Source organism: Candidatus Aenigmatarchaeota archaeon, from assembly GCA_016932615.1.
In the GTDB taxonomy this organism is placed as follows: Archaea; Aenigmatarchaeota; Aenigmatarchaeia; order QMZS01; family QMZS01; genus JAFGCN01.
Genome location: JAFGCN010000014.1, coordinates 1 through 18,248 on the forward strand (window position 1 = coordinate 1; position 18,248 = coordinate 18,248).

Genomic DNA, 18,248 nt, shown 5'->3' on the forward strand with positions numbered 1-18,248 from the left:
GAGAATCTCTCCCGAATGCCGCCGTCTTGCGCTGAACCGAGGTAATTCCCGTGATACCTTGGCGCATTGTCTCCATCAAGCCCGTAGTATGCCATAAGTTCAGGCATCAGAATAAAACTAAAGAGCAATTATCTCTATTTCAAAGTAAAAATATTTTCAAAAGCCGGCTTGGGGTGGCAAGGTCGCTTGTCTTATACCTAAGCACTAGGAAAAGCAAAAATCTTTGCAGGCCTTTCTGGGAGCAAATCCTTGAAACGCAATAGATCCGGTTTCATTTGAACTAAAGCAAACCTTCCCGGTCCAGATTCGGTTCTGCTTGTTCTTTCAGGTACGAAGCCCTCTTCAAATCCTCCGAAGGCGTTCAGACCAATTTTACGGTATCGGGTAAACCCGGCGCCTGTAGTATCTACCAAAAAACGGTGTAGAGCCACCAAAAGCTTGTCAGAAGCATAAGTTTCAAAGCTAGCTACACCAACCTCCTGCAATAATATTTCTCCAAAAAGGCCTCTGTCGCCCAGACCAGCAAATGCCCCTGTCGTCATGCCACCCCAATTAATTTGGATTTGGGCCTATTTAAACAACACACCAAAAAACCGACAAATCTAGAAAAATAAGCTACCTCTGAAAGTTGCTAAACTGACTTATGGAAATAACCCTTGACTCAAGCTCTCCATAGGTTTCATATATCGGGTTATGTCAAATTTCCCTCCTTCATAGGACTGTGCGGGCTTGTCTTCAAGGTTTATGATTTTTGCTCCTTCTACATTCAGAAATCTTGGCTCATGTGTCGCAACAAATATCTGCACGCCCCCTCCAAATGCACAATTTGAAAAGGCATCGACCAAGGCCTGCCTTCTAAACATAGAAATTCCGTCTTCCGGCTGGTCAAAGAGATAGGTCATATGGGACTTTCTCTTTAGTTCTCTAAAAAGGGTGTCTAGTTGATATATGGAATACTGTCCGGAAGAGTAGGTCTTCAGGTGATCATTCTTTGTATTATCCCTGCCACCCCTAAGTCTTATTTGCGACTCAATAGAATCACCATCCAGGGGCTGTTTTTCTTCGCTGTACCATATAGGCGGCTGATTCTTCTCATTACTGTGACTAATTTCAAAATAAGGACTTTTGAGTAATGCTGAGGAATCTTTCAGATGTCTCTCCCAAAAAGAGTTATGTTCTTGTGAATGGAGCTTTCTCAGGAAGGTGGTCTTTCCACTTCCGTTGTCACCAATCAAAACCACTAAATTGCTATTGGTGTCTAGCACATGTCCTATCTCAAAAGCATCTAGGTGATATCCTTCCCGCTTTCCATACCCCACATTTTGGGTAGCTTCAAAGCCTTCCAGAATCTTTACGCTAGTTATCATTATATAGTAAATATTTAAATATCTTAAGTTTCTCTATAGAGGCGTAGACACTTTCAGAAATAAGCCAAAAACTAGTATTTGGGAACTTCTTTTACTGCCTTTTACTGCCCTGCTGCCTCATAAAGGTCCTGATACGCTTGGTAGGGGCTCTTCTTTTCCTTCCCGCCAAAAACCCGGTCATATGCGCCGCCAAGTGCCCCGGATTTATGGAGCTGGTAAACTGCTAAAGCGTCGATTGCAAGCCCAAGCCACGAAAAGACTCCATCTCCTTCAACCAAAAGGTAAGTTCCTGGAACAAGCATGGCTTCCGCTCCAATGTCAGCCGACCGCTGGCTTGTCGCCTTTTTCACCCAGTTCCCCACTTTAGCGAAGTATTTTTCTCCTAGTGCCATTTTGTCACCATTATATCGTTGTATTAAGGAGTATTTATAGCAAATTTTACTGAGGGGCTACTTGAAATCACAGACAACCGGAAGCTTATTCCTCTCAACAAACTCACCAATCTTCCGCTTAATGTCTGCAATAACTTTCCTGTAGCCCTCGTCATCCATGCCCTTGGGGTCTTCAACTTCCCAGAACTCAGTTGCTTTGTTTTCCCTGAGGTAATCAGGAACCGTTTCCATTTCAGCCATCACGATAATCCTGTCGTAACCCGAAGCCATTTCGGGAGTTATCTGGCGCCGGACATTTTTCGTGGCATCACACCCCTCCTCTTTCATAAACCGGACAATCGGCTCTACTCCGGGGCTGATGTTCCACAAGTCCTGAAGCGTGCTTCCCGGCGCCTCCACTAAAGTTCCAGCAGAGTCCGCCTTGATTCCAGTGCATTTCGTAAAAAGCTCTGCTGCCATCTGGCTTCGGCCCACGTTTCCCCTGCAGACAAAAAGGACTTTCATAAAAGTACCTTCCTTTTTATGATTTTGCCAATTCTACTGGAATGCAATTCAGCCCCACAATATCCAATTTAGGATAATCACTTGGTGAAACCATATAGTCATAGTAATGCCCTGCGTCCAGAGAGCGCCTGCCACTCAGAAAGGCAGTTAGTGCCCCGCTCACGTTTGTCCTGAGTAAAGAATCGTTAAGCACAAGCACCTTAGCAGGATAGACCCCTCCAAGGGAGTTAATCTCACCAAAAGCCATATTTTCATTTAAGTAATCCCCAAAGGTATCCACCTGGCATTCCGGTTCCTGATGCCAGTACAAAGGCTGAAGGTTCTCCAGATTAGTATTGCCTTCTCTTGCCAGATACAACTCAGTAACTAGGCCTGAATAATCGAAATTAGCTATCCTAAAATCAGAAGGCCTGTGCAGAACCGGCTTGTCAAAAGCACTTGTTGTGTAAGGGAAGAACTGGATAAAACCCACACCTTCCTGCATATGCAATCCGGAAGAAGTAGCCATACCCAAGGAACCAATCGGTGGGTCGAAAAATAACTCCGCTGCATAAAAATGAGGATTTTTACTGCCGGTTGGAACGTAAAATGTCATAATTAACTACCTTTGCATATATATTAGTTCTTGAGGTTAGCCAACAAACTCAAACCTCGGCACCTTCTTTCCATTAACCTCAACAAGCTCCAGAAACATCTCCTTTGGCCTCACCCATATTGCATTATTGCCAAATTCCTTCGAGTCATATTCTGCCTGGTAGATGACAACTTCCTCTAAGGTTTCGCTGTGGCGCCCGGTTCCCAGAACCTCATAAAAATTGCCCTTGTAATGTCGATATCTCCCAGGCTTTACTTCCATCCTAAAAGAAATATCAGGACCATCCCAAGGGCGGCAAAGACAAGAGAAGTCTCACTGTCAAGAAGCGCAACAAAAAGCAAAAAAATCGCTGCGGCGATGGCAATGTTGGAATTGAATTTTTCCTTCCTCTGCTTTTTCTTCTTTGGCATTTTTATCTCTAGACAATCCCCCCCTTGAAAGGTGCAGGATTTGGCGACTGTCCCCTACTGAGGCCATATAATTTGTAAACTGCGTCAATAAGCAATTCTGCTTCCTCCTGGCTTAGAATCTTCTTCTCACGGGCAGATTTTCCCTCGTTAAAATAATCAAGCTCAATTTTTCCGTTAACAACCGCAACCGTGCATTCCTTCCCGCCACTGCTAAAAGTCTTCTGCAATTCGTCTGCAGTTTCTTCTATGCTCGGCATAAGTATATCGTATCTTGAAATATTAAGCTTTATTTTTGACCCTAAACAGTAGTCTAGTATATAGATTGGGAGAGTATTAAAATATTAAATAGATACTTATTATAGTGACTATGGCCAAAAAACAAATGAACATGGAGACAATAGGACAATGGTCCTTTATCATAGGAGTTGCTGTAGCAGTACTCGCAGGAGTCTTTGGCGCCTATAATGAATCAGCCAGATTGGTATTGGTTCTTTTGGGTATCCTTGTGGGATTCCTGAACATCTCCGACAAGGAGACTACCGACTTTCTTGTCGCCGCTGCAGCCCTGCTTTTGACAGGCATTTTAACCGGTACAGCTGGATTGAACACTCTTCCGTACATTGGATACTACATTGGTGCGATCCTTCCAAACATATCCACCTTTGTTGCCCCAGCTGCAATCATCGTTGCCTTGAAAGCAATTTACGCAATGGGTAAAGAAAAGTAAAAACTCCTTTCAGCAAGAGAAAAATCTTTTTTTTCTTATTCCTTTCGCATTTTACTAAAGATTCTCTGTATACCTCTCTATACTCTCACATAAATGCTACAATCTACGCTTTGAATCCTGACTGGGGATGCTAATGTTCTGGGAGGAACCCCACCAAATGACTTCCTGAAGATCTATTGTGGTCGCCAGCCAGCCTTCTGACATCAAAGTCAATTTTTTCTCGAAACTCGGGGTTTTCTGTGTAACTCTTCCTAAAATCCCTGTAAGATTCAGTAACTCTATTAAGAAATGTAGCTGCCTCATCAATCCTTCTGCGATAAACTTTAGGCCCAAAAAATTCGCGGTCTCCGGGATGCAGGTAAAATTCTGCCAAAAGCCCAGTAGACACAAGGTTACAACAATTATAGGGATTTGACCGCACAGGTTCAGTCATCAAATTAGGTCCCTGCATTGCAAAATTAAAATACCAGGCATAGTCTTCGGGGGTCATTACTCCATAATCTGCATCTAGTTCGCACAAAACAAGATCGGTGCTGGGGTAAACTTTGCCTCCATGGTGAATATCCAAGAATAAGTCTGGCCTCAGTGAATGAACTTTTGAGTAAATTTGGCGGCACACTTTACCGCAAATTTGCCCCCCAATAGAGCCCTTATTATCCTCAGGCTCATAGAAGAAGGTATTTTTTGAGCCAAACTGCCTCTGGTAAGAGCTGACTATCTCTTGCCCAAGTTCTGCTTCATTTTCATGGTAGCCAGTTATAAACATCACCCTGGGACCATTTTCCTGAAACATAATTATTGAACTGTAAATTAACAATTAATAAGTAATTGCAATAGACATAATGAATATGCCACTAAAATCTCCTTCTGGAAATGCTTTACGGACTAAAACCGACGACCGGCTGAGGTACCTCTCGCTTAAGCTTGAAGGCACCCACAACCTCGGAACCTCCGCCCACATAAGCCCGCTTATTATAGTTCCCTTAGAAGATGACCTTCTCGACCTGCCGCACTATCAAAGACATACTCCTCTTGGCTATCCTAAGGACCTTGCGGAAGAAAACGGCTTCAGGAGGATTGAAAAACCTAGAGAAGGTAAATACGGCCAAACGCCGCTCAGGATTGGCAAAACGGATCTTCATATAAGGGAAGTTGGGTCTGAGGAAAACCTGAAATCCGCAGCCATCGTGTCAATCGAGAACACTAAAGAGCACCTTCTAGGAAAAGATTTCCCAAAAGGCCTAGCCGGAGAGGATTTTGCAGGCGTGTTTCTCCATGGAAATGGAGTGATTTCCGGGGTATATATTCCCGGAGGGGTTCCGCATGCCCTCTGCAGCAATTGGTATCCTGAAGACAATAACTCTTTAGGCAAATATCCACACCCCACCCGCAAAAAGGAAGTGGAAGAGATTCTGAACAGAGAGTTTGACCTTGTTCAGGAAACTACCCTGGGAGCGGCACATAAGGCAGTGGGCTTTTACAGACTTCCTGATATGGTAATGCTTGCAACTGATATCTATAAAAATGCGGGGAGGAAATGACTATGGGAAAAATGAAGCCCCCTCAAACAACCAGAAAAGACCCACAATCCTACGAAACTGAATGGAGGATCTCTGCAGACAGAATAGCTGAGGTTGGGCTTTACAAGCGGATTTTTGACCCTTATGGCTTTGAGGGCAAAAATATTCTTGAGCTTGGAACTGGCCCGGGAAGGGAGACAGAAGAAATCTGGAGAAAAAATCCAAACCTGGTGCTTGGGCTGGAAATAAAGCCCCCCATGCTCAAGCTTGCAAAAGAATACCTTATTGAAAAGGGGTATCCCGTTAACATTACCGGCACGCAACGTTATTCAGGAATTCCAAGCTTCAACGTGAGAGAAGGAGAAATAACCCTTGCTCAGGCTAACTACCTGGACCCAAAAACGATAGACCCAAGGCTTAGGGGAAAATTCGACTATGCAATCCTGACTTTTCCCGGTGGGGGAATCTGGCCAGTAGTTAACTGTGACCCTGAAGAAGGCATATATCCTCTAGCAGTCGCCATGGAAAAAATTGGCTACCTGGTAAAACCTGGTGGAAAAGCGATTTCCGCAGACAGGGTTTTTTCAGATGACCTTGCAGAGAGGGCCCAAGATGTTGCTGTCCCCAGCGGCTTTCGACTAGTTGGCGCTAAATGCATTGAAGACAGGGAAGGCGTAAAAGCAACGGTTTGGGGCAATAAAAGTGCCAGCATCTATGCGGGGGGTAAAAAGAAACGCTACCCTATCAAGAATGCAAAGCCAGGGGAAGTTGCAGAAGTGATTTTGAAAGAGATGGACGAAACAGATGCCAAGCCAGGAATACTCACTCTGGAATTTGAAAAACTATGAAACGTGCAGAGTTATCTGGGATTGATTTGCCAGGAAATTACCCCAGAGAGTGGGAGATTTCATCGAGGCGCCTTGCAGAACTTGGGGTTTACGAGGATATTGCCAGAAGATACCCCTTTAGAGGCAGCAATGTCCTTGAGCTTGGAGTCGGGCCTGGTGAGGAAACAAAAGCGATATGGCAGCAAAAACCAAACCTCTTTCTCGGCGTAGACCATAATTGGGCAATGCTCCTCCTTGCAAGGGATAATCTCCAAAAAGAAGGCTACTCCGTAAATCTGAACAATCCAAGCGGCATCCCAATGTTTGACCTGAAGGGTGATTCAATTAACCTGGCACTGGCAGATTATTATGACTCTTCTACATTTGACCTCAGTCTTGGCGAAACATTCGACATTGCACTGCTTACGTTTCGCAGCGCACCAGACCCTCGTCAGATGAACTCAATCGCTTCCGTTTCAGATACCATCTACCCGCTTCTCAGGGAAGGAGGGAAATTCATTTATGCAGACAGGGCGTTCGTCCAAAACCCCGACTCCTTCATCAGCAGAATTATGGCGCCGCTGGGATATACGCTGGAAGCCGCTTTTTTCGAAGAGAACCAAAATGTGGCTGAAGCAAGCTTCTGGGGAAACAAAAGAGTATTTGTTCCCATGCCAGGAGCACTTGGTGAGCTAACGGGAGATAAGGACACCAAAGACGGCGAAATCGCAAAAATAGTCTGCGACGCTTACGCTGAAAGCGGATTTCGTGTCGGGCTTTTTACCCTTGAGTTGAAGAAAAACCCTGAAATTTAGAGCATTAAAAAGTAATTTCCTACTTCATAATGAATATGAGCCAAAAAGATGCTGCCAGGCAATGGTCCCGCTCTTCCAAAGCCCTCGATGATATGGGTGCTTATCAAAAGCTGTTTAGGGGCCTAGGGATACAGGGAAGCTCAGTTCTAGAGTTTGGAGTATCGGGCAGGGAAGCCAGGAGAATCGCTGAGAGAGGGCCTAGCTTTTTCCTCGGAATCGACAAAAACCCAGAATCAATTCGCCAGTCGGCAGATTACCTCCAGGAATGCGAGATTCCCGTAAACGTGGCCTCAGGCTGGTACCCGCGGCCCACCCAAAATCCCAACTGGAACCTTAGCCCGAACTCGATGAACTTTGCAGTAGCAGACTATACTGACCCCTTTACGTTCGACCCGAAATCATATGAAAAGTTCGACCTCGGGATCCTGACATTCAGCGGAGGGTCTGAGTATAGACCTATTTCAACAGAGTTCCCCTTTTTAGACCCCCTGCTCACCTGCGACTATGCCTTAAGGCCAGGCGGAAGCTTCTACTTTGTTCAAAGAGCCACCCTGCCAGTCGATAAACTGAAATCGCTTGAAAACCGGACGTTGATTGCACCAGAAGGTTACTGGCTCAAGGAATTTATTGTATACCCTGACGAAAAGATGCTCAAAGCCAGCATGGCTGGCAATAAGTCTTTCCTTGTATATGGAGATACTCAGCTTGACGTGATAATCTCAGACGGGCTGGAAGATGGCAAACCCATAAGCATATACTTAGACCAAGAAAAACAAAGGGGTATGTGCCCACTGATCTATACTGCACAATTTGTAAAAGAGGATTAGTTTATGAAAGAAAAAAAGATTGAAGGGATACTTGCCCCGGCATATCTCGTGGGGCATACGTTTACTGTAGAGCCCAGAGAAAACCTTCTCACAAGAGAAGACGGTTGCGAGATTTATGTCAGAACAAATCTTCCCCAGCATTCAGATGAACTAAACTTTGACTCTTATGCAGGTGTGGTATATTTTTCAGAAATCCCTGGAGAAGAGGAATGGAGGGACCCTGTGAGAAACCTTAAGTCGATTGAAGAGCAAATGGTAATGTGCGCCGTTGGGAACCCAAGAGACCGTGTCTGGAAAGACCTCACCGACCACGCATTTGGGCATCCAGATTCAAGAAGCGTCAGCAAGCTCAGAAGAGGAGTTTACGGCCCGACCCGAAGCTCAAAGACCTTCGAGGAAATCTACCTCATGACTTCAAAGGACATATATCAGCTTGGAAACAGAAAGATTTGCTCCGGCGGGCCTAAATGTAGTCCCGGCTTTGGGGGATATGACTACCTTGCCAGTTTCCGATGTGAAGGTCTTTTAAAGAAGCAAATCGATCATCGGAAAACCGTCCTGGGCGCGATAAAGGGCTACGCAAAAAGCCGGGGGTTTGCTGGAGAAATTCCAATAATTGAAGGGGAAATCAGGAAATTAAATGAGTTTGCCTCTGAAAAATTACCCGAATAGAGGCCTGACTCCGGGAGGAGAAAGTTGAACGGGGAGTAAAGCCCACCCTGCGCCCCTTATAAAGGGATTATTCATAGATAATTATATTATGAGTGACGACAACCCCCCCTTCTATAGAACTAATAAAGGCTTTTACAAAGTGACCCTTCCGGACAGGTATGGGCTGCTCGACGCAAAGGTCTCAATCCAACATAAAAGCCCAAGAAAGGAAATAGAGAGGATATTTACTCCTGACAGGGATTCCTGGGAGTTTACTTTGATGATGACTGAAGCAAGCCACAAGGCCATGAAATTGCTTACCGATTATGTCCGGCAGGGCGACGTATACGGAAAAAACCCCACGGCAGTCCCAAAAGCCGATGCGGGCGATTATAAATCAAGAGACGTGCTCCGGTTCAGCCCCGAACTGATGAGAATCTACTTGGGGGCAATAGACCAAATTATTCTCGAAACGCCCTTTCTTCATGAAAACTACGCCCGCTGGCCTGCGGTTGACTTTAGCCAAATCGTCCCCGCAGCGTGGCCCTGGAACTATGCAGAGTACCCGCAAATCCATTTGGTGGCTGGAAGCGGCAATGAAAAGGAATTTGAAAAAATCATACTAAGCTTGAATGAGTACAGCTCTCAGCTATATGAGGCGCAGAATCGCATTTTTAATGGGGGTGAGTGCATAGCAGAAATAGATACGCTCAAGGCGCACAAAGTCCCGCCCCTCATTATTCGCCCCAAACCATGGCAGACTGACGGCAAAACCCTCAGGTATGCAGTAAATTTTCTCGTGCCACCGGAAGTCCGGGTAACTCCAAATGTGCACTATTCGCTTTTGGATGATTAAAAAAGTGGTTCCTCACAGAATTTTTCCTGCGAGGCAAAGGGCTTGGCGGCTCCAGAAGGCCTTTGCCGATTGCCTGAGGAGGTTTAATAAGCAAAGCTAGTTTCTATATGGCAGACGCACTCTTTGAGGGGATATTGGCTCCGGATTGCCTGATAGGCCACACGCTAAAGGCGAAGCCAAAACTAAACGGCTTCGAACTTGAAAACGGCGAACTGGTCTTCGTGAAAAACAGGTTGCCGGACGGAATCGACGAATGCTCCTTATGCCTAAACGATGAGCCCATGTATTTCTCAAGCATCCGGGGAGAGGCATATGAACGCCTAAATCCGATAGAAGGCCTGAAAAAACTGGACAAGCAGAGAGTCTTATGCGCCTTGGGAGACCCAAAAGAACTCTTATGGTGGGACCTGATATACTTCACCGCCCCAAAACTCGACCCTGAGAGCATACTTGAAATACAAAATGGCCATCCAGACCCGACTAGCGAAACCGGCCCGTTTAGCATGCTTTACCTCATGACCGACCGGGATATCTACGGCCTCAGAACTAACTGCTGCGGAAAACCCTTATGCACGCCTGCCTTTATGGGTTATGACGACATCCCAATCCGCCACAGCGGCCACCTCGATGAGTATGAAATTTCAAAATTAGGCACTCATCGGACTGTCCTCAACATGATTAAAGGGTATGCTGAAAACAGGGGATTTGGCTATGCTGTCCCCGGAATTAACAAGGAAATCACCAAACTGGGAGATTTCGTCTACGAGAATTTCCCGGATGAAGCTTCACGCATTGGGCTTACGGGGAGAGGTTAGGTGGGGGGTTTTGATAGGGAGACTAAAGCAGGAAGTCCAGCACCTAAAGACTTTCTTTAACGAATACATTTACTTATGATTCAGCTACATGAAGTTTTCGGTGTGGGTAGGGGGGTTCCAAGATACACTTATGTAGATAGGTCTGGACTTGATGCAAGATTTAACTACCTATTGGGAACAGAAAGACATATCGTAGTTCATGGTGCTTCAAAGCAAGGAAAATCCTGCCTGAGAAGAAAGAACCTGAATGAAGCTAATTGCATCATTGTTCAGTGCAGTCCCGAAATGTCAAATAAAAATCTTTGGCAAAATGCATTAAGACAACTCAATGCCTGTATGACTAGCTCAGAATCAGAAACGAAACAAATAGGCGGCAGTATTGGGGGACATATTCAGTCAGATCTAAATGCCTTTATTATAAAGTCTGAAGGAAAATTGGAGAGTACGATTTCATCTAACTCAGAAAATAATCGGGTGAAATCATACGTTTCTGGGAAAGAAGATGATCTGGACTTTTTATCTGCCGAACTTAAAAAGCACAAAAAAAGACTTGTCCTAGAAGACTTTCATTATTTATCTGAAAGCTTCAGGAGAAAGGTTGCATTTGACCTAAAAGCACTTTATGAATTGGGTATATATGTAATAGTCATCGGTATCTGGTCTGAACAGAATCTACTAACCTACTACAATGGAGATTTAACGGGTAGAATAGAAGAAATAAATATAAATTGGAACGGACCGGAACTTGATGAGGTATTACAAAAAGGAGAAAAAACTCTAAATATAGAATTTAGCAAAGAACTTAAGAAGAGCTTGATTGAGTCTTCTTTTCAAAATGTCGGACTTCTGCAAAGAACTGCTGAAAAGCTATGCTTCACTAATGGAATACTGACTACTCAAAAAGCTAAGCAGATATTAATACCTGATGAAATGCTACAAAGTGCTATAACTCAGGTTATCGCTGATATTGGTCAAAGATATACTCGAATCTGCGAAGTGTTTGTAAAGGGATTCAGGTCTGATACTAAACTGAGAATTTACTATAAAATATTTCGAGTTCTAACAAAAATAGATGAACGATACCTGATAAATGGAACTCCTTACGATATGCTGTTGAAAATGGTGCAAGAAGAATCTACAGAAGAGGTTCGGCCCTCGGATTTGACTCAGTGTCTAGATAGAATCGAACGTCTACAGGCAACAAGGCAAATAACTCCTCTTCTTGTATCCTATAACAAAAATTTAAAGCTACTTGCTCTAATGGACCGAGAATTTTTATTTTTCAGGAAACATGGTAGTGTAGATTGGGAAGAATTGGTTCCAGAGTAGTACCTAATAAGAAGAATAAACCTTGTTAAAAGTTGTAGTCCCCAGTATCTAATATACAAAAATAAACCCTTTTCCCTATTAGTTTATGAAACTAATCACATCAGCACTGCCGTACATACACGGGGTGCCGCACCTGGGAAACATTGTCGGCTCGGTTCTGCCTGCCGATGTATTTGCGCGGTTTTGCCGCCTCAGTGGAGAGAAAACAATCTTTATCTGCGGCTCTGACTCCCACGGGACCATGTTTGAAGTCGCCGCCAAGGAGAAGGGGACCACCCCAAAAGAGCTTGTCTACCAAAACCACGAGGAAGTCAAGAAAATCTTCGGGGAGCTTGAGATGTCCTTTGACCACTACGGGATTACCGACAGCCCCGCAAACAGGGACCTCACAATCCACATATTCGAGCAGTTGATGAAAAACGGCTACCTGGAGGAGAAGGAAGTCGAGGGCGCTTTCTGCCCTAATTGCGACATGTTCCTGGCTGACAGGTGGGTCGAGGGAAAGTGCCCGCACTGCGGCGGGCTTGGCAGGGGCGACCAGTGCGACGACTGCGGGCGGCTTTTGGACCCCATCGACATCATAAACCCCGAGTGCAAGAACTGCAAGGGAAAGGTCGAATTCAGGAAAACCAAGCACATTTACTTTCTTTTGCCGAAATTCGAGGGCTGGCTCAAGACCTGGGTAGAAAGCTCGAAGGGCTGGAGCAAGCTTGCAAAAAACGAAACTCTGGGCTTTCTAAAGGGCGGCCTGAAAGAGAGGGCAATAACAAGGGACGCCTCCTGGGGCTTCAAGGTGCCAAGGGACGGCTATGAAAAGAAGATTTTCTACGTCTGGTTCGATGCCCCCATCGGCTACCTTGCCTTTACCAAGGAGTTTCTCAAGACCAACCTGGAATTCGAGAAAGTCTGGAAGGACACCACCGGAAAGGTGGAGCTGGTCCAGTTCATGGGAAAGGACAACACGCTTTTCCACTCCACCATTTTTCCCTCGATGCTTTACGGCTGCAACGAGAACTGGAAGCTTGCCGACCGCATCATCTCAAGCGGCTGGCTGAAAGCCCAGGGCATAAAATTCTCAAAGAGCCGCGGAAACGGCATAACAACTCCCGAAGCCCTGAAGATGCACCCTGCCGACTACTGGCGGTTTGCGCTCATTTCCCTCTACCCGGAGCACGATGACACCCTGTTTACGATGGAACTTTTCAGGGAGAAGATAAACAACGAGTTTGCAGACATAATCGGAAACTTCGTCCACAGGGTTTTGTCCTTCTCTTACGCGAATTTCGAGGGGATTCCCGACATGGAAGATTACGAAAACTGTGAGATAATGTGCGAGGCGTCAAGAATCCAGGAGGACATTACCGGCAGTTTCAGCGATTGCCGCTTCCAGGAAGCCCTGAACAAAATCGTGCACTATGCAAAGGTCTCAAACGCCTACTTCAACAATAATGAGCCCTGGAAGGCAGAAGAAGAGAGGAAAAAGAAGGTCTGTGCGATTTCAGGAAACCTGGTAAAGAACCTGGCGATAATTCTTTACCCGATTGTGCCCAAATTCTCAGAGGATATTTTCGGACTTATGAACCTTGACAAGAATAAGCTCACCTGGGAGGATTCCGACAGGTATGACTTTTCAGGCAGGATAAACAAGTCAAGCCCATTAATTCAGAAGATTGAGGAGAAGAAATAGGGGGGGCTATTATGAGAGATTACCGGGATATTGCAAATGGAATTCGTATTGGCTGCCCAACTGCGGTAGCTAAGCTCAGAGAGATCGTAGGCAGGCCCGACGAAGAAATGAATGACTGCTCACGATTTGCTCCCGAAGATACGCTTGGGCTTTCGAATGCATTGGGCTTATCGGGAGTGTTCAACATTGGGGCAGACAGTCATCATACCGAGCTTCTTATCGGGCTCTCAGAGCAAGATGGCCAATATTCGCTTACGGTTCATAGTCCCTATCTTGGTATTCTTAGCAGCACTCGGGACAGTCTTGATGAGAGCAGATTTTATTTAACTCGGAATATTTCGAAAGAATACTTGGATTGGAGAACGGGTAAGGGGGGTAAAGCGGCGTCTCTTGGCGATTATCTGTCTGGCACATACTATCCGAATCATCGTTTAAACCCCCTGACTGAAAACGTCCTCAGTCGGGTCAATCAAATGATATTCGCCCCCAACTGCGCTCCAGCAGAGATATGGACTCTTTGGTCTGTGAATAAGCTTGAAGGGGGCCTAGAGCCAGAAATAGGAGGTTTTATTGATGAATTGGCGCTATGCAGGCCAAGATTGAAAATCTAATCAGAGTTCATTTAAAGATGGGGATTGTGCTTTTTTTAAGGGCATCTGGCTCACTTAAATAAACAAATCATTTCCCACCGTACAGAAGATTGAGGAGAATAAGTAATTTTCCAGTTAAAAGAGAAATATGTACGGAAATCCTGTGATTATGGCTAAATTCGGAAAAGAAGCGCTTCGCCTCAGAAGGTCCCTCATCGAAGACATTCGCACTGGGGCATATGCGCGCCAAAACCCGCTTGGCGATGCAGAGCCAATAAGCACCCAGGACTTTGACTACCTGGCCGGACAGTTTGGGCTTGAGATTCCTGTTAACAAGAAAGGGCACCACTTTGACCTCATAGCTCAAGCCCATGAGGAGGATGGGTGGAGAACTCTTGAATACTACGACCCGTCGACAGGGCTTCAAAAACTGGACATTTCAGGCAATTTTGACCTTGAAGAAATGGGAATTAAACTCCACCTGACGCCCGGGCTTAACCGATTTTGGAAAGACTCTGGAACCTTAGATAAGTATTCCTTCCTGGCAGATTTGTATAGGCAAGGGCCAAATTCCACCACAAATGCAGAGATTAGCTCCCTCCATTTTCTAGGCCCGGTCCAGGATGCAAATATAGATAACCATAATTGCGGCCTTTTCTGCCTGTTAGTCGCGTCAGCCATGCAAAAGCTCACCCCCTAGTCCCTTCCTGCTTCAACCAGATGCCCCGTCTCCAACCTATTTATTCTGGCTAGAATTGTTATGGACGTGGAAAAGAGTGTTTACGGCATCCTGGAAGACGGGCAGCCCGTCCACATTTTCAAAATAACAACCGATTCGGGAATGGTTGCAGAAGTCCTGACTTATGGCGCTACAATCGCCTCCCTGAAAGTGCCTGACCGGGAAGGAAAGCTGAGAGATGTCGTCCTTGGCTATGACGACCTTAATGGATACCTCCACAACCACGGCCACATCGGCACAATCGCCGGAAGGTACGCCAACAGGATAGGGAAAGCAAGATTCTCAATTGATGGGGAGGAATTCCGCCTGAAAGCAAATAATGGCGAAAACAACCTTCACGGGGGCCCTGGGGGGTTAGATAAAGCCATCTGGAAAGCAAGGGAATTCATGGAAAAAGACCGGGCGGGAGTGATTCTCTCGTACCTGAGTAAAGACGGGGAGGCGGGTTTTCCCGGAAACCTTGAAACAGAAATTGTCTACTCCTTCAGCAACAACGGCGAATGGATTATCGAGTACCTCGCGAAAACCGACAAGCCAACGCACGTAAACCTTACCCAGCACGCCTACTTTAACCTTAACGGTGGAAAGCGGGACATTCTGGATGAGATCCTCCAGATAGACGCCAAAACAACAACTGAAGTCAATAGCCAGCTGATACCCACCGGAGTCCTAAAAGACATAAGCGACGGCTCCTCTGACTTCAGTAAGCCAAAATCAATTGGGCAGGACATCCTGCGAACCGGCGGCTATGACCTAAATTACGTCCCGGAAAAAGGGCCGGGGCTCTCGAAAGTCGCTTCAGCTTTTGACAAGGAAAGCGGAATAAAAATGGATGTCCTGACAACCGAGCCTGGGCTCCAGCTTTATACCGCAAACCACTTTAACGGCTTTACAGGAAAAGGGGGGACACGGTACACGAAACATTACGGGGTCTGTTTTGAAACCCAGCATTTTCCGGACTCGCCAAACCGCCCAGAGTTCCCCTCCACCCTGCTTAGGCCAGGGCAGGAGTACAGGTCAAAGACGGTCTACAAATTTTCGGTCCAGTAGATCTCCCTTCTTTCTTATTGCTCTACTGTTTTTATGGGAATATGGCATATGTCTCCTTTCCAAGCTATGTGTACAGAAAAATCTCCTCTAAGAGAGGCAGGAAGGGCTCACTAGACATATATTTCCCCGGGCTTGAAAGATACCCTCCTAAAAGCGATGGATATAACCGGGAAATTCTGGACTTTTCAGAAAAAATGGCCAAAGAAAACGGAATAGAAGCCCGGCTTTACGGGCTCACGGCAAGCAGTGAAATCGCAAAAAGCTGGGAAGGGCGCGAAATCACGCCCCTCGTATCAAACCTTTTCAGCCATAAGTACAATGGAGGGCTGGTGATAATCCCAAAGCCCCTTTTCTGGAGAACAAGCGAAAAGCTTGAAATGCCCCTTATCGAAGAACTGGCAAAAACTTCGGCAAGAATCGTCGAGTTGGAAGGAATGCCTCTCCTGTGGAGAGTAGATGAACCCTATGGCAACATATCCGAGTATATCCCTGAAAATCAGGTGCCAGGGCTTGAAGCCAATATAAGGGAAAAGCTTTCAGAAGCCCACCCTCCAGGAAAATACCCCTTTGGAGAAAAACCCATTGAAGCCACGCTTATAAAACGAGAACTCGATTCTGATTCCGCGGATTATGCAAAAATATATCCTGATTTTTTAAGCCCATCAGGCAACTAGTTCGGTTGAGCTCTTGCTGTCAAGGAGTTTCTGCTCAAACCCCTTCCGAAGAATCTTTTCAACCCCGTCAAGGTTCTCGTCAAGGATAAACTCTAGCAATTCATCTGCAAAGTCGAGCTTGCTTTTCTCCTTTATTAGTGTCAGGCCATACTCCTCTGCAGACATCTGTTTTCTCAAAATCTCGGTCTTCTGTTCGTCAAAGCTCCTTGTTACCTCGCGCTGGAAGACCATTATTGCCTTGTCGGAATAGGTCTTTTCTATGAGGTTAAGGTCAATTGACGACGCGTTCTTTATCTTGAGCTTTACGATGGGCTTTACCTCCTGCTTTTCAAGCCCCTCAAGAAGCCCCTTTATCTCCTCAACGCTGTTGACAGACTCGTAAATAAATTCCCTCTGCTTTATCTCCCTGAAGCTCACACCCCCCTTTTCAAGGTCGAGCTCAAAGTACCCCTTGCTTACCTCTGACTCCTTCTTGTTTAGCTGCGTTGCAACCGTGCTTCCGGGCATCAGAAGCTTTGACTCGCCAACCTTTACCTCATTATGCCAGTGGATGTGGCCGTTTACGATATAATCAAAGCCCACCGGCAGGTCAGCAATCTTGAGGTAAACATCCTCCAGGTCAGAATAGACAAACGGCTCGATGTTCTGGTGCATGACCAGTATGTTTATCGCGCCCGGTACTGGTTGTGGGTTCCATGCGGAAAGCACGCCCCGGGCATACTTTTCAGGCACATAGCTCATGCCGTGTATCACAACGGTTTTGCCGCCGATGTCAAAAACAACCTTCTTGCAGTGCAGGTTCACGAGAAGCCCCGCCTGGTCAAGCGCCTGCACGGGGTTTACAAGCTCCGCCCTCCTTTCATGGTTTCCATAGACAGATATGAAGGGAATCCCGTCTAGGGCGCGGGGGCTGATGTCCTTGTCGCAGCCGATAAACTTTGCCTTGCTTCCGTACTTGGTTTTCAGCTTCGACAAAAAGTGCATGCCTTCCGAAAAGACCTCAAGCCGTGGGACACGGGAATCGAAGAGATCTCCAGCAAAGATTATCAGGTCAACATTCTCTCTGGAAAGTATGTCGTCGAGCACAAAATAGGCGTCCTTCTCCCTCTCCGAGTTGTAGTCATAGCCAAGATGGAAGTCTGAGGCGATTAGAATCATAACTAGAGCTTTTTTTAGTAAAGTTAAATTCAGCGCAAGTTCACTAAATCTGAAGCCGATGGAAGCAAAAATTAATTCCCTCGCAGGGTTTAGCGTAGCAGGGGTAAGTAAGCGAGCGTCCACAGGGTTCGCCATACATATCAAAAATCCGGGCTCCATTATAGCCCGCAGTTGCAAGAGTCGCGCCAAAAGCTTCTATTGGAAGCCGGTACCTCATACCTTCAGAAACCGTGCCTGCAGGATTCGCCACCAAGGCAAAATCAGGGTCTGAGTAACTGTCGCCTACATACTCAGAAACCCTCACGCAGGTAGGCACAGTATTTCCTCCAGCAAGGAGGGGGTAAATTGTGTCAAGGCACTCTGGAGACTGTGAAACTGGATAAAGAGACCCTTCAGAAATTACTGCTGCCATAGCACCCTCTAGAGAATTCCTGACGCCCGAGACAATCCCAATCCTTCCGTTAGAGGTAAGCTCTGTAAGCTCATCCACTCTGGAATCGCGATACAAAAACTCGGCCTTTCTGCTTTTCTTTCCTTTCTTGCCCTTCTTTGCGGGTAATTTGAACAGGTCAAGCTTGCCTTCCGGCAAAACAAAAAACCGCCCCTGGAATCCGCCATAAGGCCGATTATCTCTGCCCAATCGTTCCTGCAGGGTCCGGTTTGCACTGCATACAAATCTACCGAGCCCATAATAAGGAGGATTCATGCAAGCCAG

General features: G+C 46.0%; 25 protein-coding genes. 14 read left to right on the top strand and 11 right to left on the bottom strand.

From position 1 onward, the window contains the following. Positions 1–197: 197 nt before the first annotated feature. From JW727_04005 to JW727_04040, 8 genes are all read right to left on the bottom strand, one after another. Positions 198–542: a hypothetical protein gene (locus tag JW727_04005; GenBank protein MBN2095186.1), complete on the bottom strand. Its 345-nt coding sequence runs from the start codon at positions 540–542 to the stop codon at positions 198–200. Between the two features lie 99 nt (positions 543–641). Next, complete coding sequence (locus tag JW727_04010) at positions 642–1,367, bottom strand: AAA family ATPase (GenBank protein MBN2095187.1); 726 nt, start codon at positions 1,365–1,367, stop codon at positions 642–644. 101 nt (positions 1,368–1,468) lie between these two features. After that, a complete protein-coding gene (locus JW727_04015) occupies positions 1,469–1,759 on the bottom strand; it encodes a hypothetical protein (protein MBN2095188.1) in 291 nt (96 codons plus the stop codon). 57 nt (positions 1,760–1,816) lie between these two features. After that, the gene (locus JW727_04020) at positions 1,817–2,263 is read right to left on the bottom strand and encodes a low molecular weight phosphatase family protein (protein MBN2095189.1); all 447 of its coding nucleotides are present in this window, start codon (positions 2,261–2,263) and stop codon (positions 1,817–1,819) included. A gap of 16 nt (positions 2,264–2,279) precedes the next feature. After that, the gene (locus JW727_04025; protein ID MBN2095190.1) at positions 2,280–2,771 is read right to left on the bottom strand and encodes a hypothetical protein; all 492 of its coding nucleotides are present in this window, start codon (positions 2,769–2,771) and stop codon (positions 2,280–2,282) included. Between the two features lie 123 nt (positions 2,772–2,894). Then, a complete protein-coding gene (locus JW727_04030) occupies positions 2,895–3,119 on the bottom strand; it encodes a DUF1653 domain-containing protein (protein MBN2095191.1) in 225 nt (74 codons plus the stop codon). Then, a complete protein-coding gene (locus JW727_04035) occupies positions 3,110–3,268 on the bottom strand; it encodes a hypothetical protein (protein MBN2095192.1) in 159 nt (52 codons plus the stop codon). The genes JW727_04030 and JW727_04035 overlap by 10 nt, the downstream gene beginning before the upstream one ends. 8 nt (positions 3,269–3,276) lie before the next feature. Continuing rightward, a complete protein-coding gene (locus JW727_04040) occupies positions 3,277–3,525 on the bottom strand; it encodes a hypothetical protein (protein MBN2095193.1) in 249 nt (82 codons plus the stop codon). A 125-nt stretch (positions 3,526–3,650) separates the two neighbouring features. On the opposite strand from JW727_04040, the gene JW727_04045 reads away from it, so the two are divergent. Continuing rightward, a complete protein-coding gene (locus JW727_04045) occupies positions 3,651–3,995 on the top strand; it encodes a hypothetical protein (GenBank protein MBN2095194.1) in 345 nt (114 codons plus the stop codon). A 130-nt stretch (positions 3,996–4,125) separates the two neighbouring features. Here the strand turns inward: JW727_04045 and JW727_04050 are convergent, their stop codons facing one another. Beyond that, entirely contained in the window at positions 4,126–4,788 is a 663-nt protein-coding gene (locus tag JW727_04050) for a hypothetical protein (protein MBN2095195.1), read from the bottom strand. 55 nt (positions 4,789–4,843) lie between these two features. On the opposite strand from JW727_04050, the gene JW727_04055 reads away from it, so the two are divergent. The 13 genes from JW727_04055 (at position 4,844) to JW727_04115 (ending at position 16,375) form a co-directional block, all read left to right on the top strand. Further along, positions 4,844–5,536: a hypothetical protein gene (locus JW727_04055; protein ID MBN2095196.1), complete on the top strand. Its 693-nt coding sequence runs from the start codon at positions 4,844–4,846 to the stop codon at positions 5,534–5,536. A gap of 2 nt (positions 5,537–5,538) precedes the next feature. Next, entirely contained in the window at positions 5,539–6,363 is an 825-nt protein-coding gene (locus tag JW727_04060; GenBank protein ID MBN2095197.1) for a class I SAM-dependent methyltransferase, read from the top strand. Further along, positions 6,360–7,157, top strand: coding sequence for a class I SAM-dependent methyltransferase (locus tag JW727_04065; protein MBN2095198.1), 798 nt, complete (start codon positions 6,360–6,362; stop codon positions 7,155–7,157). Before JW727_04060 ends, JW727_04065 begins: the two co-directional genes overlap by 4 nt. A 35-nt stretch (positions 7,158–7,192) precedes the next feature. Continuing rightward, a complete protein-coding gene (locus JW727_04070; GenBank protein MBN2095199.1) occupies positions 7,193–7,984 on the top strand; it encodes a hypothetical protein in 792 nt (263 codons plus the stop codon). Between the two features lie 3 nt (positions 7,985–7,987). Further along, positions 7,988–8,656, top strand: a complete 669-nt coding sequence (locus tag JW727_04075; GenBank protein MBN2095200.1) for a hypothetical protein — start codon at positions 7,988–7,990, stop codon at positions 8,654–8,656. A gap of 88 nt (positions 8,657–8,744) precedes the next feature. Continuing rightward, a complete protein-coding gene (locus tag JW727_04080) occupies positions 8,745–9,491 on the top strand; it encodes a hypothetical protein (GenBank protein ID MBN2095201.1) in 747 nt (248 codons plus the stop codon). Between the two features lie 107 nt (positions 9,492–9,598). Next, entirely contained in the window at positions 9,599–10,306 is a 708-nt protein-coding gene (locus tag JW727_04085; GenBank protein ID MBN2095202.1) for a hypothetical protein, read from the top strand. A 75-nt stretch (positions 10,307–10,381) separates the two neighbouring features. Further along, positions 10,382–11,635: a hypothetical protein gene (locus JW727_04090; protein ID MBN2095203.1), complete on the top strand. Its 1,254-nt coding sequence runs from the start codon at positions 10,382–10,384 to the stop codon at positions 11,633–11,635. Positions 11,636–11,720: 85 nt separating this feature from the next. After that, complete coding sequence (gene metG / locus JW727_04095) at positions 11,721–13,322, top strand: methionine--tRNA ligase (GenBank protein MBN2095204.1); 1,602 nt, start codon at positions 11,721–11,723, stop codon at positions 13,320–13,322. An 11-nt stretch (positions 13,323–13,333) separates the two neighbouring features. Further along, positions 13,334–13,933, top strand: a complete 600-nt coding sequence (locus JW727_04100) for a hypothetical protein (GenBank protein ID MBN2095205.1) — start codon at positions 13,334–13,336, stop codon at positions 13,931–13,933. A gap of 127 nt (positions 13,934–14,060) precedes the next feature. Continuing rightward, positions 14,061–14,612 (top strand): hypothetical protein, encoded by a 552-nt coding sequence (locus JW727_04105; GenBank protein MBN2095206.1) that lies wholly within the window; start codon positions 14,061–14,063, stop codon positions 14,610–14,612. A gap of 60 nt (positions 14,613–14,672) precedes the next feature. Beyond that, positions 14,673–15,701: a galactose mutarotase gene (locus JW727_04110; GenBank protein MBN2095207.1), complete on the top strand. Its 1,029-nt coding sequence runs from the start codon at positions 14,673–14,675 to the stop codon at positions 15,699–15,701. A gap of 41 nt (positions 15,702–15,742) precedes the next feature. Beyond that, on the top strand, positions 15,743–16,375 hold the full coding sequence (locus JW727_04115; GenBank protein MBN2095208.1) for a hypothetical protein: 633 nt from the start codon (positions 15,743–15,745) through the stop codon (positions 16,373–16,375). Here the strand turns inward: JW727_04115 and JW727_04120 are convergent. Next, positions 16,364–17,533 carry a DNA repair exonuclease gene (locus tag JW727_04120; GenBank protein MBN2095209.1) on the bottom strand — a complete coding sequence of 390 codons (1,170 nt, stop codon included), beginning with the start codon at positions 17,531–17,533 and terminating at the stop codon, positions 16,364–16,366. The two genes, JW727_04115 and JW727_04120, sit on opposite strands and share 12 nt — an antisense overlap. 43 nt (positions 17,534–17,576) lie before the next feature. After that, on the bottom strand, positions 17,577–18,239 hold the full coding sequence (locus JW727_04125; GenBank protein MBN2095210.1) for a hypothetical protein: 663 nt from the start codon (positions 18,237–18,239) through the stop codon (positions 17,577–17,579). Between the last annotated feature and the right edge of the window lie 9 nt (positions 18,240–18,248).

Excerpts from the sequence above, each read along its gene's own strand:
- JW727_04005 (MBN2095186.1), bottom strand. The coding sequence starts at position 542 with ATGACGACAGGGGCATTTGCTGGTCTGGGCGACAGAGGCCTTTTTGGA.
- JW727_04010 (MBN2095187.1), bottom strand. The coding sequence starts at position 1,367 with ATGATAACTAGCGTAAAGATTCTGGAAGGCTTTGAAGCTACCCAAAAT.
- JW727_04015 (MBN2095188.1), bottom strand. The coding sequence starts at position 1,759 with ATGGCACTAGGAGAAAAATACTTCGCTAAAGTGGGGAACTGGGTGAAA.
- JW727_04020 (MBN2095189.1), bottom strand. The coding sequence starts at position 2,263 with ATGAAAGTCCTTTTTGTCTGCAGGGGAAACGTGGGCCGAAGCCAGATG.
- JW727_04025 (MBN2095190.1), bottom strand. The coding sequence starts at position 2,771 with ATGGCTACTTCTTCCGGATTGCATATGCAGGAAGGTGTGGGTTTTATC.
- JW727_04030 (MBN2095191.1), bottom strand. The coding sequence starts at position 3,119 with ATGGAAGTAAAGCCTGGGAGATATCGACATTACAAGGGCAATTTTTAT.
- JW727_04035 (MBN2095192.1), bottom strand. The coding sequence starts at position 3,268 with ATGCCAAAGAAGAAAAAGCAGAGGAAGGAAAAATTCAATTCCAACATT.
- JW727_04040 (MBN2095193.1), bottom strand. The coding sequence starts at position 3,525 with ATGCCGAGCATAGAAGAAACTGCAGACGAATTGCAGAAGACTTTTAGC.
- JW727_04045 (MBN2095194.1), top strand. The coding sequence starts at position 3,651 with ATGAACATGGAGACAATAGGACAATGGTCCTTTATCATAGGAGTTGCT.
- JW727_04050 (MBN2095195.1), bottom strand. The coding sequence starts at position 4,788 with ATGTTTCAGGAAAATGGTCCCAGGGTGATGTTTATAACTGGCTACCAT.
- JW727_04055 (MBN2095196.1), top strand. The coding sequence starts at position 4,844 with ATGCCACTAAAATCTCCTTCTGGAAATGCTTTACGGACTAAAACCGAC.
- JW727_04060 (MBN2095197.1), top strand. The coding sequence starts at position 5,539 with ATGGGAAAAATGAAGCCCCCTCAAACAACCAGAAAAGACCCACAATCC.
- JW727_04065 (MBN2095198.1), top strand. The coding sequence starts at position 6,360 with ATGAAACGTGCAGAGTTATCTGGGATTGATTTGCCAGGAAATTACCCC.
- JW727_04070 (MBN2095199.1), top strand. The coding sequence starts at position 7,193 with ATGAGCCAAAAAGATGCTGCCAGGCAATGGTCCCGCTCTTCCAAAGCC.
- JW727_04075 (MBN2095200.1), top strand. The coding sequence starts at position 7,988 with ATGAAAGAAAAAAAGATTGAAGGGATACTTGCCCCGGCATATCTCGTG.
- JW727_04080 (MBN2095201.1), top strand. The coding sequence starts at position 8,745 with ATGAGTGACGACAACCCCCCCTTCTATAGAACTAATAAAGGCTTTTAC.
- JW727_04085 (MBN2095202.1), top strand. The coding sequence starts at position 9,599 with ATGGCAGACGCACTCTTTGAGGGGATATTGGCTCCGGATTGCCTGATA.
- JW727_04090 (MBN2095203.1), top strand. The coding sequence starts at position 10,382 with ATGATTCAGCTACATGAAGTTTTCGGTGTGGGTAGGGGGGTTCCAAGA.
- metG (MBN2095204.1), top strand. The coding sequence starts at position 11,721 with ATGAAACTAATCACATCAGCACTGCCGTACATACACGGGGTGCCGCAC.
- JW727_04100 (MBN2095205.1), top strand. The coding sequence starts at position 13,334 with ATGAGAGATTACCGGGATATTGCAAATGGAATTCGTATTGGCTGCCCA.
- JW727_04105 (MBN2095206.1), top strand. The coding sequence starts at position 14,061 with ATGTACGGAAATCCTGTGATTATGGCTAAATTCGGAAAAGAAGCGCTT.
- JW727_04110 (MBN2095207.1), top strand. The coding sequence starts at position 14,673 with ATGGACGTGGAAAAGAGTGTTTACGGCATCCTGGAAGACGGGCAGCCC.
- JW727_04115 (MBN2095208.1), top strand. The coding sequence starts at position 15,743 with ATGGCATATGTCTCCTTTCCAAGCTATGTGTACAGAAAAATCTCCTCT.
- JW727_04120 (MBN2095209.1), bottom strand. The coding sequence starts at position 17,533 with ATGATTCTAATCGCCTCAGACTTCCATCTTGGCTATGACTACAACTCG.
- JW727_04125 (MBN2095210.1), bottom strand. The coding sequence starts at position 18,239 with ATGAATCCTCCTTATTATGGGCTCGGTAGATTTGTATGCAGTGCAAAC.